Source organism: Acinetobacter pittii ANC 4050 (assembly GCF_000399685.1).
Taxonomy (GTDB): Bacteria; Pseudomonadota; Gammaproteobacteria; order Pseudomonadales; family Moraxellaceae; genus Acinetobacter; species Acinetobacter pittii_E.
In genome coordinates this window covers 949,501-966,068 of record NZ_KB976987.1, presented here as the reverse complement: position 1 = coordinate 966,068, position 16,568 = coordinate 949,501, and the positions used below count along the sequence as shown (strand labels likewise).

Annotated in this window: 14 protein-coding genes; 2 read left to right on the top strand and 12 right to left on the bottom strand. The window is 39.1% G+C overall.

The features are described 5' to 3' along the window. Window positions 1-117: 117 nt before the first annotated feature. From F931_RS08410 to F931_RS08390, 5 genes are read right to left on the bottom strand one after another with little or no spacing between them, the layout of a single operon-like run. Complete coding sequence (locus F931_RS08410) at window positions 118-1,941, bottom strand: acyl-CoA dehydrogenase (RefSeq protein WP_016140954.1); 1,824 nt, start codon at window positions 1,939-1,941, stop codon at window positions 118-120. Window positions 1,942-1,950: 9 nt separating this feature from the next. Then, complete coding sequence (gene nodN, locus F931_RS08405) at window positions 1,951-2,412, bottom strand: MaoC family dehydratase (RefSeq protein ID WP_016140953.1); 462 nt, start codon at window positions 2,410-2,412, stop codon at window positions 1,951-1,953. Between the two features lie 2 nt (window positions 2,413-2,414). Then, window positions 2,415-3,326 (bottom strand): SDR family NAD(P)-dependent oxidoreductase, encoded by a 912-nt coding sequence (locus F931_RS08400; protein ID WP_016140952.1) that lies wholly within the window; start codon window positions 3,324-3,326, stop codon window positions 2,415-2,417. Between the two features lie 44 nt (window positions 3,327-3,370). After that, a complete protein-coding gene (locus F931_RS08395; RefSeq protein ID WP_016140951.1) occupies window positions 3,371-4,126 on the bottom strand; it encodes an SDR family NAD(P)-dependent oxidoreductase in 756 nt (251 codons plus the stop codon). 12 nt (window positions 4,127-4,138) lie between these two features. Further along, a complete protein-coding gene (locus tag F931_RS08390; protein WP_016140950.1) occupies window positions 4,139-4,903 on the bottom strand; it encodes an SDR family oxidoreductase in 765 nt (254 codons plus the stop codon). Window positions 4,904-5,082: 179 nt separating this feature from the next. On the opposite strand from F931_RS08390, the gene F931_RS08385 reads away from it, so the two are divergent. Further along, window positions 5,083-6,024 carry a LysR family transcriptional regulator gene (locus tag F931_RS08385; protein ID WP_016140949.1) on the top strand — a complete coding sequence of 314 codons (942 nt, stop codon included), beginning with the start codon at window positions 5,083-5,085 and terminating at the stop codon, window positions 6,022-6,024. Window positions 6,025-6,084: 60 nt separating this feature from the next. Here the strand turns inward: F931_RS08385 and F931_RS08380 are convergent, their stop codons facing one another. From F931_RS08380 to F931_RS08350, 7 genes are all read right to left on the bottom strand, one after another. Beyond that, the gene (locus F931_RS08380; RefSeq protein ID WP_016140948.1) at window positions 6,085-8,034 is read right to left on the bottom strand and encodes an alkyl/aryl-sulfatase; all 1,950 of its coding nucleotides are present in this window, start codon (window positions 8,032-8,034) and stop codon (window positions 6,085-6,087) included. 137 nt (window positions 8,035-8,171) lie between these two features. Further along, window positions 8,172-9,566, bottom strand: a complete 1,395-nt coding sequence (locus tag F931_RS08375; protein WP_016140947.1) for a hypothetical protein — start codon at window positions 9,564-9,566, stop codon at window positions 8,172-8,174. 314 nt (window positions 9,567-9,880) lie between these two features. Further along, a complete protein-coding gene (locus F931_RS08370) occupies window positions 9,881-10,501 on the bottom strand; it encodes a TetR/AcrR family transcriptional regulator (RefSeq protein ID WP_016140946.1) in 621 nt (206 codons plus the stop codon). A gap of 319 nt (window positions 10,502-10,820) precedes the next feature. Continuing rightward, a complete protein-coding gene (gene yhaE / locus F931_RS08365) occupies window positions 10,821-11,693 on the bottom strand; it encodes an NAD(P)-dependent oxidoreductase (protein ID WP_016140945.1) in 873 nt (290 codons plus the stop codon). Further along, window positions 11,693-13,069, bottom strand: a complete 1,377-nt coding sequence (gene hpaX / locus F931_RS08360; protein ID WP_016140944.1) for an MFS transporter — start codon at window positions 13,067-13,069, stop codon at window positions 11,693-11,695. The genes yhaE and hpaX overlap by 1 nt, the downstream gene beginning before the upstream one ends. A 33-nt stretch (window positions 13,070-13,102) precedes the next feature. Next, window positions 13,103-14,074, bottom strand: a complete 972-nt coding sequence (gene denD, locus F931_RS08355) for a D-erythronate dehydrogenase (RefSeq protein ID WP_016140943.1) — start codon at window positions 14,072-14,074, stop codon at window positions 13,103-13,105. Between the two features lie 210 nt (window positions 14,075-14,284). Beyond that, entirely contained in the window at window positions 14,285-15,220 is a 936-nt protein-coding gene (locus F931_RS08350) for a LysR family transcriptional regulator (protein WP_000774594.1), read from the bottom strand. A 111-nt stretch (window positions 15,221-15,331) separates the two neighbouring features. Here F931_RS08350 and F931_RS08345 point away from each other — a divergent pair, with 111 nt between their 5' ends. Continuing rightward, a complete protein-coding gene (locus F931_RS08345; RefSeq protein ID WP_001011893.1) occupies window positions 15,332-16,507 on the top strand; it encodes a fumarylacetoacetate hydrolase family protein in 1,176 nt (391 codons plus the stop codon). The last annotated feature ends 61 nt before the right edge of the window (window positions 16,508-16,568 follow it).

The following is a 16,568-nucleotide window of genomic DNA, read 5'->3' as shown; positions in this document are numbered from 1 at the left end:
CGCTCTTATACTGAACACCCAAATTTTGTTTTTACATGATGATTGTTATTAGGCAATTTCTATAAAATCAGGTTCTACTCCTGCTCATTTAATGGGTTGTCTAAGGAATGGTTCTTACTAGAACCATTCTTCCGGCATATTGAGTGGAGTCGTCTCTACCGGATCCAGTACAGCTAACCAACTTATAATTTTCGGCATTTCCCAGCCAAAGAAATAATCACACGCTGCAAGCTTCCCATGCAGAAAATCAGGGTCTGTTGAGTTTGGCATGAGTTTATGAATGACTACCGCTTGATCAAGCCATAACCACCCCACCACAAGATGTCCAAAAGCTTCCAGATAATTGGCGGCATTTGCCAGTTGAAGTTCTACATCGGTTAATGCATGCAATTTCTCTGTTACATTTCGGATGAGTTGCCACTTTTGAGCTAATTGATCCGCATGACCTTTTAAAGAAGGCTCTGCTTTGGCTTGTTCAATCGTATTGATGATTTTTTCATGTAATAGTTTCATTGACAGCCCCTGATTAAGACGAGTTTTCCGTCCTAATAAATCGAGTGCCTGAATGCCAAATGTTCCTTCATGAATTGGATTAAGTCGATTGTCCCGATAAAACTGTTCAACATTATATTCACGGGTATAACCATATCCGCCATGAACTTGAATCGCTAAATCATTGGCGACTAGTCCCCATTCAGAAGACCAGCTTTTCACCACTGGCGTTAATAAATCAAGTAATTGATGGGTTTGATTGCGTTGCTCTGCATCTTCAAGCGATTGAATATCATCGGTTAATCGAGCTGCATATAGGCAGAGTGCTAACGCGCCTGAGACATACGCTTTTTGCGCCAAGAGCATCCGGCGAACATCGGCATGTTGAATAAGTGGAATCTGTGGCGAACTTGGATTACGTTCGCTACGAGAGCGTCCTTGTACTCGAGTTTTTGCATAATCTAAAGCATGCAAATAACCTGTATACCCCAATGCGGCCGCTCCAAGACCAACTGAAATTCGGGCCTCATTCATCATATGGAACATATAGGCCAGCCCTTTACCGGCTTCGCCAACCAACTCACCAATTGCGCCAGCTTCTCCTTCAGGTGTGTAACGACCTTCACCAAAATTCAGCACGCAGTTGACGGTTCCCCGATAGCCCATTTTATGGTTAATTCCAGCCAACACCACATCGTTGCGTTCACTTGGTTGTCCATTTTCATCGAGTAATTTACGCGGTACGGTAAACAGAGAAATGCCTTGTACACCTGCTGGTAATTGTCCATTTTCATCTGGAATTTTTGCCAAAACCAAATGAACAATATTGTCAGAGATATCGTGCTCACCGCCTGAAATCCACATTTTGTTTCCAAACAAACGATAACGACCATCTTCTGTTTTAATCGCACGTGTCCGAATATCAGCAAGACTTGAACCAGCTTGTGGTTCAGACAAACACATCGTTCCGAAGCATTTACCTTCTATCATGGCATTGACATAGGGTCTAACTTTTTCAGGCTCACCATGCGCCATCAATAAATTTGCATTACCAATGGTTAAAAAAGCATAACCTGCTGTCCCTGAATTGGCACCGAGTAGATAGGCCATACCTGCCCGCTCAATGGTATTAGGTAAGCTCATGCCATTCCAATCCGATGGAAACGCTGCACTCATTAAACCCGCCTCAGCAAATGCCTTAAGTGCAACCCCGACTTCAGGATTAACAGTGACACGTTCACCATCAAAAACAGGTTCGTTACTGTCATTTTTTTTATTATGTGGAGCAAATAAATCGGTTGCTAGGGCCTCGTAAACGTTTAAAACAGACGTATATTCAAAACGGTCCTGTCCTGCAAAAGAATTGCGTTGGCTGAGTTCTTCGACTTTTAGCCAATCGAATAGCAAAAAATCTACATCACGACGAGAGAGAATTAATTCATTGCTCATGGGTTATTCCTATACATTTACAAGTGTAAGCCACTCTGTCACGAGTGCTGGTTTTGCTTCGTCTTCGATTTCAATCGTGACTTCCATGATCAATTGATAACTTCCCTTATTTTTTTGGGAAACATTTTTTAAGTGAAAATGTCCACGCACTCTCTTACCACTATGCACAGGACTAATAAAACGCAAATTATTGATCCCATAATTCACGCCTGATTTCTGCCCTTGTACAGTAGGCAAGACCTGAGCAGCCATCGCTGAAAGTAAAGAGAGAGTTAAAAAGCCATGGGCAACCGTGCCACCAAAAGGTGTCTGACGAGCTGCTTCTTCATCCACATGAATAAATTGATGATCTTGTGTGACATCCGCAAAGGTATTAATCATGCTTTGATCAATGATCATCCACTGCGAGCTACCTAATGCTTGGCCTTGCAACTCAACCAGTTGGTCGATGCTTAATGTATTTTTTGTCAAAATTATTCTCCTGCCATTAATGAAGCTTTTTTCAGCTCAAGCTCACCCTGAGCGCCTCCTCTGACAGGCACAAACTCATCTGTTCGATCTGAAACATCAGCTAAACGTTGTGCTAAAACATGCGGAACTTGTTCATCCGTACCTAAATAAATTCCTTGCGTAAGGGTAATGTGGGCAGCTTCAAAACTACCTGCGCCAGCACAAAGAATCATACGAGTAGGTGCATCTTCGCTAACCAAAGTCGCGATTGCAGGACTGACCGCACTTGGAGCAAGAGCTTTAAGGGCTTCTTCGGGCAATAATCCTTCAAGCATACGAGTGGCAGCTGTTGGCGCTAGGCAGTTCACCCGAACATTCGATTTTTCACCTTCTAAGGCCAGTGTCTGCATGAGTCCAACCAATGCCATTTTTGCAGCGCTATAGTTCGATTGGCCAAAATTGCCATATAACCCAGAAGATGAAGTCGTCATAACAATACGACCATATTTTTGTTCGCGCATGATATCCCATACCGCTTTTGTACAATTGACTGCCCCCATTAAATGGACATCAATCACGGTACGGAAGTCGTCTAAGGACATTTTGCTAAAGGTTTTATCACGGAGAATGCCTGCATTATTGACCAAAATATCCACCCGTCCCCAACGGGCAATGGTTTGCTCTACCATCTGTTGAACTTGTTCAATATCCGTAACTGAAGCACCGTTTGCAATTGCTTCACCACCGGCTGCAATAATTTCGTCTACAACTTTTTGGGCTGCCATGGTTGAGCCGCCTTTACCGTTTACATCACTACCCAGATCATTCACGACCACTTTTGCACCCAAACGAGCGAGTAACAGCGCATGTTCCCGCCCTAGACCAGCGCCTGCACCTGTAACAATAGCCACTCGATTGTTTAAATTAATTGTCATGATTTTTTCCTAAATAAATAAATAAGATGTATTTAATAAATGTTTTAATAAGCTGTCACGCCGCCATCAATTGCAATGGCTTGACCTGTGAGATATGAGTTTTCTTTGGCACACATCATCAGCATCATTGCCACTACTTCGCTTGGATGGCCAAGACGCTTCATTGGCGAGGCCTGCGCTAAAAAGTCTTGTTTCTCTTTGAGTTCACTGTCGACCACCATCGGGGTGGTTGTATAAAATGGACAAATTGCATTAACTCGAATGCCTTTATTTGCATATTCAATCGCTGCTGTTTTGGTTAATCCCACCACAGCATGCTTTGCCGCAGCATAGGCAGCCAATTTGGGAGCCGCGCCTAAACCTGCAACAGAAGCAACATTCAGAATAATGCCACCACCTTGTTGCAACATCTGACGAATTTGATGCTTCATTCCAAAGAACACACCTTTGGCATTGACGGCAAAACTCAAATCCAGATCTGCTTCATCGGTATCAATAAAGCTTTTCATAGGCGGACTCATACCTGCATTATTGATCCCGACATCGATTCTACCAAACTGAGTAACTGCACTTTGCACCAAAGCCTGTACATCTGCTTCACAGCTGACATCACACACTTGCGCGACCACCTCCACTCCTGCTTGGCGTAGCGGTTCAACTACAGTATTTAACCCTTCAACATTCAAGTCACCCAACACTAATTTTGCGCCATACTTTGCCAGTTGCTCTGCCAGCAATGCACCAAATCCACTCGCCGCACCTGTGATTAAGACCACTTGACCTGAATAATGTTCGTACATTGCTATTCTTCCCTAAATCGTTAAACCGCCATCAACCACAATACATTCACCATTCGTATAGCTCGCAGCATCTGACACTAAATAAAGTACAGTTCCAGCCATTTCACGTGGTTCTGCGTGACGGCGTAATGGAATTGAACTCATCCAGCTTGTATAAATATCTTCATTTTCAAAGAGTGCCGAAGCAAATTTGGTCTTGGTAAGACCCGGCAATAAAGCATTCACTCGAATACCAAACGGCCCACATTCCTTTGCAAATGCTTTGGTCATATTAACCACAGCAGCTTTGGTAATAGAATATATTCCTTGTTTGTCTCCTGGCTGTAGAGCATTTACAGATGCCGTATTAACAATTGCACCTTTGCCCTGTTCTTTCATTAATTTGCCCGCTTCAATAGACATAAAGAAATATCCACGAATATTGACTTCAACCGTTTTGTTATATGCAGCAATATCCGTATCAAGAATGTGCCCAAAATAGGGATTGGCAGCCGCATTGTTGACTAAAATATCTAAACGCCCATGTTCTTTACGGATATATTCAAAAATTTCTGTAATATCTTCTAGTTTACCCACATGGCAAGCAAAAGCCTCTGCCTTTCCATTTGCTGCAATAATTTCATTAGCAACACGTTGGCAATCTTCAACTTTCCGACTAGAGACAATTACATGTGCACCTTGTTCAGCTAATAGTTTGGCAATTTCCTCACCAATGCCACGACTTGCACCTGTAACTAAGGCTATTTTTCCAGTCAAATCAAATAAATGTGTTGCCATATCATTTCCTTATGTTCCTAGGTTTAATAAAATTAGTTGTAAGTAACGCTTTCTAAATATTATTTGCCACAAGCGCTACGTTCAAAATTCACGGTTTTAATCGCTCTATTTTTTATGCTATTTCCTGACCATAGCTAACTTGTTACAATGAATAAAATGAATTGTTTGAATAACAAACTATGAATGAAATGAATAATAATATTGCCTCTCTTGCTCGTATTGATCTCAATTTATTTCGTGTATTTGTTGCAATTTATAAAGAAAAAAATCTAACACGGGCGAGTGAACAACTTTTTCTTAGCCAACCTGCTGTTAGTCATGCTTTAGCTCGTTTACGCGATCACTTTAATGACCCACTATTTGTTCGAGATGGACATGGCGTTGTTCCCTCACCGTTAGCTAAACGTTTGTGGCCTACAATCGAACAGTCATTGCAACTTATGCAGCAAGCAATTCAAAGCACACATGACTTTCAGCCCGCACGTGATTTGACTCATCTCACCATTGCTATGAATGATGAATATGAATGGATTTATTTACCTTCTATAATTCAACACTTAACCCAATTTAACCCTAATTTGCAGCTAAACAGTGTACGTATTGACCGTAAGAATTTAAGACATGAACTTTCAACAGGAAAAATCGATTTTGCGATTGATGTTGAACATTCTGTCGAAGAAAGCATTAATTATGAATGCTTTTCTAAAGATCAATTTGTAGTCATAAGCCGTAACCAGCACCCCTTATTATCGTCAGCGGAACTAACAAAAGAAATCTATTTAGAGGCTAAACACATTACCGTTTCCTCCCGTCCCACAGGTCGTGTATTTGAAGATTTTTTCTTGTCTAAACAAGGTATTAAAAGAACAATAAGTTTCCGCTGCCAACAATATGAAACCGCGATTCGACTGATTACCCAAACGGATCATTTACTCACTATTCCTCAACGTCAAATTGCTTATTTTAAAGATGATTATCCTCAACTTAAGGTACATCCACTCCCTATTGATATAGATGGATACCAAATGAATTTATATTGGGACCGTCAAAAGTCCGATGAACATCAAATAGCATGGTGCAAAATGCAACTATTAAAGATTATGAGCAATTTGAACTGCTAAGCTTACGGCTTACTCATGCAGCACCTGATGATTTTCTCAGTGCAAGTGCTGCTGATATTTTCAACTCTCTGGTCGAGTCACAATTGGAAAACCATTATTAGACTTTTTAAATAAAGAGAAGAACTTACCAATTTTTAATGGGTTTCCTTTTACTTCACTGTCTTTAGAAACTAAGACTTTTGAAGCATCGGCCCCACCTGTAATTAACTGCAAATATAAAAGTTTAGTCAGCTTTAACGTTGGGCAGTTTGTTGGTAAGCGATCATTTTCATATTTATCAAAGAGCATTACGGAGTTTTCAATCCGCAATGAAAAATTTTCTTGTGTATCAGTCAGGACCAAGTTCATACATTGATTTTCATTTTTTAAATTTTCAACATCGAGATTGGTTGCCATAGCCTCAAGAAATCTTTCAGTAGGCGTATGAATCAGTAAACCTAAACGACCAGACGTACTCTTAAGTGCAGTAAAGCCTTGTAATTCTTGAGCACCTGATAAATAGAAATTACGCCAAGTTGCCGCTTCTGCTGAATAACCTAATTGTCGATAGGTTTTTGCTAATAAATCTTTTGCTTGAGAATTTGCTGGGTTATTAAATACCACATACTTTAAAACTTCTGCTGCCCATCTATATTCAGCTTTGCTATAGGCGTCCTGAGCATTTTTTAAGGCATTCGCCTCTCCTCCTGCCAGTTCAATATATTTCTTTGCTGCATCTTTAGGCGGTAATGGATCTAAATTTGAAGGGTTGGCATCAAACCAGCCCATATAATATTGATATACAGCCTTCGCATTATGTTTTAAGGTGCCATAATAGCCGTGCGCATATAGCTTTTGATCTAACTCTGGCGGCAGTTTAATTTTTTCTGCAATTTCAGCACCATTTAAACCAGAATTCATATAACGAACTGTTTGGTCGTGAATGAATTTATAGACATCTCTTTGTGTTTTAATAAAATCTTGAATATTTTGATTACCCCAAACAGGCCAATGATGCTGAGCAATAAAAACTTCTGAATTTTGAGTTTGCTCTAAAGCCTGACTTAAATAACTGACCCATTTTAACGTATCGCGGACTTTAGCACCTCGTAATGTGTAGAGATTATGCAAAGTATGAGAAAGAATCTCTGCGCCGTTATATAGTTTCATTGAGGGAATTGAGAAGGTTAATTCTGAAGGAGCTTCAGAACTCGGAACGTTATAAAATACGAAATCTAACCCATCAATATTCAATTTTTGTTCTTTCTGGGTAATTAACTGATTGGGTTCTAAAATCCCGATTTGTCCGACTGCTACAGCCTTACCTAAACCATTATCTACTAAACCTTCTGTATTTTTAGGCAAATATGTTCCATACATATAGGTTGCTCGCCGAGTCATTGCTGGACCAGCCATAATATTCTCGCTGGTCGCTTCTTCCATAAAGCCTTCGGGTGCAATAATCGGTATTTTCTTTTGCTTTAATTCTTCGGTAGAGATAACACCTAGCGCTCCCCCAAAATGGTCAACATGGCTATGTGTGAAAATAATCGCTGAGATTTTTTGGTCGCCTAGATGCTGCCTTGCAAATTTAATAGCAGCTTCGGCAGTTTCTTTTGACGTTAAAGTGTCAACAATAATCCAGCCGCTCTTGCCCTGAATAATGGTCATGTTTGCCAGATCAAAACCGCGAACTTGCCAAACACGGTCTGCAACTTTAAACAAACCCACATTATTATTTAATTTAGCCTGCCGCCAAAGGCTCGGATTTACAGTATCAGGGGCCTGATCTTTAATAAAATTAAATGCATCAAAATCCCAAATTACATCTCCTTGCTCATTCTTTATTTGCCCACTGGGTTTAGCAATAAAACCTCTTGCGGCGTTATTAAACTCATCAGCATTTTGGAGATTATATTTACTACTATAAGAAGCATTTGAATCAATAACTGCTTTTTCTACTTTAGTTGCTGCAAATGTATTGAAAGATAAAGCGCATAACAATGAAGTAGTGAGTACGTTAAGTTTCATAAAATTTCCTTATTTATGTTCTATATACGTTGTATCCCATCATATTTGGGAGTCATTTTTATTGAATTAAACTTTCTTATTGAGCTAATAAAAAACCAATCTTTCATCAAAAGATTGGTTTAGTTTGAACCTAGATTTTAAGAACATCCTTTTGTTTCAAAAGCGTCTTTCGAGGTGTAATGAATATCTGGTAAATAGTCGCCCATGACTGCTTTTTCTTCGCCTGGTGCTTTCACTTTTTGAACGGCGTAAGCAAAATCATTATTCGGTAATAAATTACGCATAATAAATAAGCCAAAGTCTGTGTGACCAAAAGCTTTACCGTCTTCGGCTGTATAGCCTGAACCACGCGGGCTTAGCTCAAGAAAATACACGCCACACTCTTCTCGGGCATTTGCTGGTCGATCTTCTGGTAAAGACGCAACAATGGTATAGAAACCGTCTTTATCTACTTTTTGAATATTTTCATCATAAAGACAATAATTTGTTGCAGTGGTAATCACTTCGTTAGTACAAATTGACCAATAACGGACATCAGTTTTTTGAACAAATGGATCGTTATTAAATGTTTTCTCTGTGTTTGGAAGCTTACCTCGAAGTTCTATGACTTTACCTAGTTTACGGCTTACCGCAGCATAGACATACTCGTTATCAGGAGTCGCCCAATAACCAAGTTTAGGCGTTACCGTTAAACCTTCACATTTATCGATCGGCTGCTTGGTAATCGGATCAAATTTATAAATACATTTGAAACTGTCTAAAGCACTAAAGGCTTTGTACCATTTTGGCTCTTGTTGTGCAGGAAAACCCTCATATCTGTTTTGGTTAAAAGCATCCAAAGTAACTTTTAATGGCATTGTTGATATACGGTCAATCGGTGCTTTTTTTACCTGTAAAATATTACAAACGTCTTGCCCTTTCTTAATGTCACCGTTTGCTAGTTGTACTTTAAAACGCGGAAAACTTACATTACCTTTAATATCCATATTTTTGTTAGGTACATAGATACGGTACAAAATAGCAACTTTACCGTCTGCTGTTTTAGGCGCATATAAAGTATTACTTAAAGGACTATTTGGTAGGTCTCCCAATTGTAATTGCGCTGAGTAAGCGCGGTTTTTACCTAGACGGTTATTGCCGACTACAAACGGGTTAACTGAACCTTGGTTAGGCAAAATAGTAGCGTCTAATAATGAGTTAACCCGCTCACCTTTAGCAGTATAGCTCACCAATGAAAAGTGTCTTGAATAAGGATAATCACCATCAATCATCACTTTTGCACCCTCAGGTACAGTAAATTCTGATGACCAATATGTCACGTTAGAGTCAGGAAAAGCATAGTTTAAAGGATCTTCACCCGTATGCTGTTTACTTGTCACAGAATCTTGCCACATGCAATCTGTTAACTCAGTTTCTGGGGTGGTTGGATTATTTACCTGAGTGGAATCATCGCTGTCATTACATGCACTTAAACTCACTGAACCAACAACAGTCAATAATATTGCAATCTTTAATCGATTAATCTTTTCCATAATTCTTTTTTCCATTTTGACCAAATTATAAAAACTTCATCCTTTGGTTTCCCTTGTTATATTTTGAACCTTAAATTTTAAGATCTAATCCATTTAGATTAAAATAATAATCCAAATAGATTAAATATCAAGCTATTTTTATCACCAATCAAGAAAATTATTTCCTTCTATTAAGTCAATAAAATTATTTTCAATATCAAAAGGATAAGTAATAAAACATATTATTTTAAAGCATAATGAATATGCAGATACTCTAAAAATGTTAAATGAGACACTCTAAAATTATCTTTGTGAAATTAGACAAACTTCTTTCTTTATTTATAAAAATGTTCAGCTTTAAAACGAATTCCCCCTTCAATATAGTCTTTTAAATATTTTCCTAATAATCTATGGTCCTTAACATCTGTTGGCCAAAAATGCTCAAGCCCAATATCACTAATCACATTTAAAATGATATTAAAAGTAAAAAGAACTTTAAGTGAAATCGCATTAGAATCAGCATCAGGTAAAGCCTGTTTTAATAAAGCTACAGCTTTATTTGCAATCGGCACTAAGGTTTTCGCAACAATAACTCGTCCTTCATCTCCGGCACTAATGGTCTTAGAGAAAAACTTTAAGTAATGAATTCCGTTATCCTGTAAAAGTATTTTTACCATTGGCTTCATTAACGCATCTACCACATCAGAAACCTGTACGTTATCTGAAGGAATAGCATTTAGTAATTCAAGGCTGTCAGCCATATATGGCTGCATAACATGATCTAAGGCCGCTTCTACTAAGCCCCATTTAGACTTAAAGTGGTAATAAAGTGCCGACTTGTTTGCTACGCCTGCGGTCTCATTAATTTTTTGCACTGATAGCGTTTCAATATTATTTTGTGAAAAGAGAATGATTGCTGCTTCTATCAATTTTTCTTTAGTCTGCTGTTTACTCATTAGATTCCACAATTCAGTTAAAATTAAATTCCTTAAGGGCATAGACATAACAAATAAACCAAAATTTAATATATTGGCCTTATAAGTAAGTCAAACAATCAAAGATGAATTCAAAAACTTCTAATTATTTTGTTTAACAGCGTTCATCTTTAAAAGAAAAATAATAATCCATATAGATTAAATAGCAAGTTTTTTATTGGAAGGATTTGGGTTTGTCAGCTTACTTTTAGCATCCTAATTTGTTGTAAAGCTGTAGTGATTGATGCAGCAATAGTTCTGCTGTATCAATCAATTACCTATTAAGATATTTAAAACATGATTAAATATGATTCATTCGTTCAAGCTCACGAATTAAACCAGAATGATCAAGCTCACCGTCTCCAGCAGCAAGCATATTTTCGAACAATTGACTGACTTTTTGGGCTATAGGTAAATTCAACTCAAGCGATTTAGCATAGCTAACGGCTGTATGAATATCTTTATGCTGGTTTCGAGCTGTACCTCCCGGTTTAAAATCTCGATTTAACATGCGTTCGCCATGCTGTTGCAAAATCGGAGAATCTGCAAAACCGCCTGTTAATGCTTGTTTTAGTTTTATCGGGTCTGCTCCTGCTTTACTGGCAAGCAATAAACCTTCACTCACGGTTGCAATGGTGGATGCGACTATCATTTGATTGACGAGTTTTGCCAACATTCCACAGCCGGCATCTCCGACTAAAACTGGTCGCCCCATGGCAGATAGAACATGTTCAGCATGTGAAAATGTTTGAGCATCGCCGCCAACCATAATCGCCAGACTTGCATTTTGGGCACCTTTTTCTCCACCGGACACAGGAGCATCTAAGTATCTAAGTCCTCTTTCTTTACACTTTTCACTTTGTGCTTTTGCAACTTCAACCGGTATCGAACTCATGACAATAACCGTGCTTTCAGGTTTTAGCTCTGAAACTGCACCGTGCTCTTTAAATAGAATTTCATCACAGGTTTTTCCGTCGCTAAGCATACAAATCAGAAACTCTACATCTTTTCCAACTTGTTCAAGGTCAGAGCAAACATAGGCTCCCGCCTCTTTTAAGCTATCTGCTTTAGAGGAAGTTCTATTCCAGACCTTAACTTGATGACCTGCCTTGAGTAAATTCATAGCCATCGGCATACCCATAATGCCTGTACCCACAAACCCGATGGTCGCCATTATTTCATCTCCGTAGCAGTCCGCACTTTAAGTCGCTGTTGTTCTACTTTTAAACTATCAGACTTTAACTTTGCTAAAAGCAGTAACCCTAAACCGCCCATGGCGACAAATCCTGCAATGGCAAGGAACGCTACTGTATAGGTGCCCGTGGTGGTATATAAATAGCCTGTTAAATATGGACCAGTAAAACCACTTAAATTACCTACCGAATTAATTAATCCAATTCCAGCTGCGGCACCAACACCCGTTAGAGTTTGCCCAGGGATAGTCCAGAAAATGTTAATTGCACTAAATACACCAATTGCGAGCAGAATAAAGCCCACAATAATTGCCCACGGTTGATTCACAATCAAAGCAATTGCAATTGCGAAAGCCGCCATAAGTGCAGCACAGGCACCGTGTTTATAACGCTCTTGTTTACGGTCAGAACGGCGGCTCCATAAAACCATACCAACCGCCGCAAATGCATATGGAATAGCGGTGAGTAAGCCATTTTGGATAAGGCTAATTTGCATACCAAAGGTGTTACGGAACGACTCTAAAACACTTGGTAAGAAGAAGAACATCGCGTTTGAACCAGACGTAATTCCAAAATAAACAACCGCCATAATCCACACTAAAGGATTTTTAAACACTTGTTTAATGAGTTCACCTTTTGTTAAAGCAGCATCGGCAGATTGCTGTTTTTCTCTTTCTTCGCGCTCTAGCGTATTCATGAGCCATTGGCGCTGCTCAGCTGTTAACCACTGTGCTTCTTTCGGGTTATTGGTTAAATATTTTAGACAGATTAATCCTAAAATAATGGAAGGAATCCCTTCTAAAACATACATCAAACGCCAGCCTTCATAGCCAATGGTATTGCCCCATTGCATAAGACCAACCGAAATTGGCGCTCCAATAATTTGGGCAATTGGTAACCCTAAATAGAAAGTCGCGAAGACACGGGCACGATATTTAGCAGGAAACCATAAGGTTAAATAAAAAATAACCCCCGGAAAGAAACCCGCTTCTGCAATACCCAGTAAAAACCGTAAAATAATAAATTGAGTCCCACTATGGATAAATCCCATAAGCCCGGCAATAATTCCCCAAGTAATCATGATTCGGGCAATCCAGATCCGCGCACCAAACCGATGAAGTAAAACATTACTCGGTACTTCTGCAATAAAGTATCCCAAGAAAAATACACCCGCACCTAAACCAAAAATAGTTTGGGTAATTCCAATTGCATCATTCATATGTAGCGCAGCAAAACCAATATTGGTTCTGTCTAGAAAAGCCATAATGAATAAAATAATAAGAAACGGGATAATGCGACTTGAAATACGTTTAATTGTCTGCTCTTCGAGAGCTGTGACATTTTTGATATCTTCCATAATAACTCTCACATGAATTGGCGATCACTGCCATTAATATTGGGTATCTTCTATATGTGCCTGAATGATGCTTTCAAAATTCTCATCTGCTTGGAAACCTAAAGATTCGGCATATTCAGCTTTCACTTGAACCGGCCAACTTTGAACAATCCTTTGAATCGTTTTATCTTCTTGCCACTGCACTAAATCAGTTGCTTGTTTACCAGCAACTTTTTCAAGAGCCTCAAGCATTTGCTTAACGGTAACGGTCAATCCCGGTAAAGGAATAATTCGGTTATCTTGGAGTGCATCTGAAGAAATTGATGCAGCCTTAATCATTGACTCAACACAACGTCGTGGTGAAGTAATAAAAACCGGAGTATCTGGCGGGACTGGACAAACTGCCGTTTCACCTTTTAAAGGCTCGCGGATAATTGAGCTAAAAAATGTAGATGCGGCTTTATTAGGCTTACCCGGACGAACCACAATAGTCGGTAATCTTAAAACACGGCCATCAATAAAGCCTTTACGTGAATAATCTGAAACGAGCAATTCTCCTACTGCTTTTTGCATACCGTAAGAGGACTTTGGTGTAACCACCGTATCATCTGTTACAACTTCCGGTAATTGACCACCAAATACAGCGCAGCCACTCGCAAAAATGACTCGAGGCGTGGTTTGTTTTTTTCTTAATTCTTCTAATAAATTTAAAAGGCCATAAAGGTTTACATCCATTCCCAAGTCAAAATCGGCCTCTGCTGCCGAACTCACCACGGCGGCTAAGTGCCAAACAACATCAATTTTTTCTGTAATATTTGCCACTATGGTTTTGTCGGTAATATCGCCAATCACCACTTCAATTTTTGGGTCTTGCGGTAAATCATCACTAGCAAACGCATCAAACAAAATAATTTTATCGATGGGCTTAGCTTGTTTACCGTCTAAAGTCAGGCTTCCGGTTTTTAAAATCTCTTTGGCGATTTGCTTTCCAATAAAACCCGTGCCACCAGTAATTAACACATTCATACAGGGATCCTTTCCTAATTCTTATTCACTTAAAGATTTTTAATCATCATGAATTAAACGATAAGGAGTCCTTGCAATAATTTCCAATGAATAATTTCTAAATATTGATAACTTTTTAATATCAGTTTTATGATGAAACTTTGACTAAATTAAATAGGCTTTCTTTTAATTTAAAAGCCCCAAGTCTTCTATGACTTGAGGCTGAGGACTTTACTTACGTTTTGCATTTTTAAGTAAAATATTGATAAAGGCTGCGGCTATATCAGACACTGGTTCATCTTTACGTGTCAAAATTCCATAATCTTGGGCATCTAAAATCAGGTCTGTTTCTAAAATCTGTAGTTGTCCTTCTTTCACCTGATCAATCACCATTGCTTCTGGCAACATGCCCACCATAGGTGCCCCTTTTAAGATCTGTAAAAAGGTCTGCATCGACATGGTATTTACCGTATTTAAAGGAATTTTGACTTTAGCTCGGGCGAATGCACCTTCCATACGCTCCCGAATGGGTGTGCCTTTAGGATAAAGTACCCACGGCCATTTTAATAATTCTTCTAATGTACAAAACTTTTTCTGGGCACATGGGTGCGCATTATTGACAACAATACAGAAGGGTTCAGGGCCTAACGGCTGGAAATCGAAAAACTGACTTTGCGTCACATCGGTAAAGCGACCTATGGCTAAATCTAGAGTATGTTCACTCAACATTTCCATTAAATGGTCACTGGTCTGTTCAACAACATCGATAGAAAGTAGCGGCCATTGTTTCTTAATTTCGATAATTGAGTTTGGAATTACCACGGCGGTTGCTGCAAATATTCCCCCTACTTTTAAAAACCCATGTCCCCCCAACCGTAAAATCTCGATGTCTTCGACAAAATGTTTTGCGTCATTCAAAACACGTTGTGCATAACGAATGACATGTTCACCCAATGCCGTTACGGGCATATTACGAGGCAGTCGCTCAAAAACCTGAAACCCAAGAAGGCCCTCAATTTCCTTTAGCATTTTACTTACGGCAGGTTGACTTAAATTCATCTGCTCGGCAGCCAAATGCATGTTATTGGTTCGAGCTAACGTCTCTAACAAAACCAAATGCTTGAATTTAAGCCAGTTATTTAAACTTGAGTAAGTCAAATCTGCCATTTTTAAAATTCCTTTTTGATAACCACTGGTTATTAATAATTAAATTATTACGATTGGTGTTTATTAAATAAGAAACATATCATGATTTCAAATAAAAGAAGGAAGCTTTAAATGAACTTTACGTTAAATTCCCAGAACTCATTACCAGATGATGCAACTCAAGGATGCTTAATTGGCCGTGCGTGGATTCCAAGTCAAATTTCGGGTCCATCCCCTATTATTTTAAGAGGCAATCAAGTTTTTGATATCTCGGAAAAATTTCATACTATTTCCGAGTTACTTGAAAGTGCTGATCCTTTAAAAGCTTTATCTGAAATTGAAGGAAGACGAGTTGGTTCAATTGATGAATTATTTGCCAATACTGTCGCCGAGCCAGATACCAACAAGGCATATTTTTTAGCCCCTATTGATTTACAAGTAATTAAAGCGGCAGGTGTTACCTTTGCTGCAAGCATGTTAGAACGAGTGATTGAAGAACAAGCCGGTGGCGACGCACAAAAAGCTCAATCGATTCGTGAAGTTGTACAAGGCGTAATCGGTGATAATTTAAAAACAATCGAACCCGGCTCTGAAAAAGCGTTACAACTCAAAGAATATTTAATCGAGCAAAAAATGTGGTCTCAATATCTTGAGGTGGGTATCGGTACAGATGCCGAGATTTTTACTAAAGCCCCTGTTTTAGCAGCTGTAGGTACAGGACAAAATATTGGTATTCACCCAAAGTCTGAGTGGAATAATCCAGAGCCGGAAGTCGTATTAGTTGCCAACAGCCAAGGTAAGATTTTAGGTGCGACTTTAGGTAACGATGTGAATTTACGGGACTTTGAAGGTCGTAGCGCTCTCTTGTTAAGCAAAGCCAAAGATAACAACGCATCTTGTGCGATTGGCCCATTTATTCGTCTTTTTGACCATACTTTTACTTTAAATGATATTCGTACTTGCGATGTTGAACTGCAAATTCAAGGCACTGATAACTTTGTGTTAAATGGGGTGAGCTCTATGTCGCAAATTAGCCGAGATCCTGAAGATTTAATTCAACAAACTCTTAATGAAAACCATCAATATCCAGACGGTTTTGTTTTGTTCTTGGGCACTTTATTTGCACCTACTCAAGATCGCGAACAAGCTGGGGCTGGCTTTACCCATAAAGTTGGAGATGTCGTCCGTATTCATTCGCCTAAACTTGGTACTTTGTACAACACGGTTATGACCAGTGATAAAGCAACACCGTGGAATTTTGGAATAAATGCTTTGATGCGTAATTTGAAGCAGCGTGAATTACTATAATTTTCACGTATTATCGATCGGTTGAATTGCAAGATTCATCTCGTAAATAAACTAAATTTCA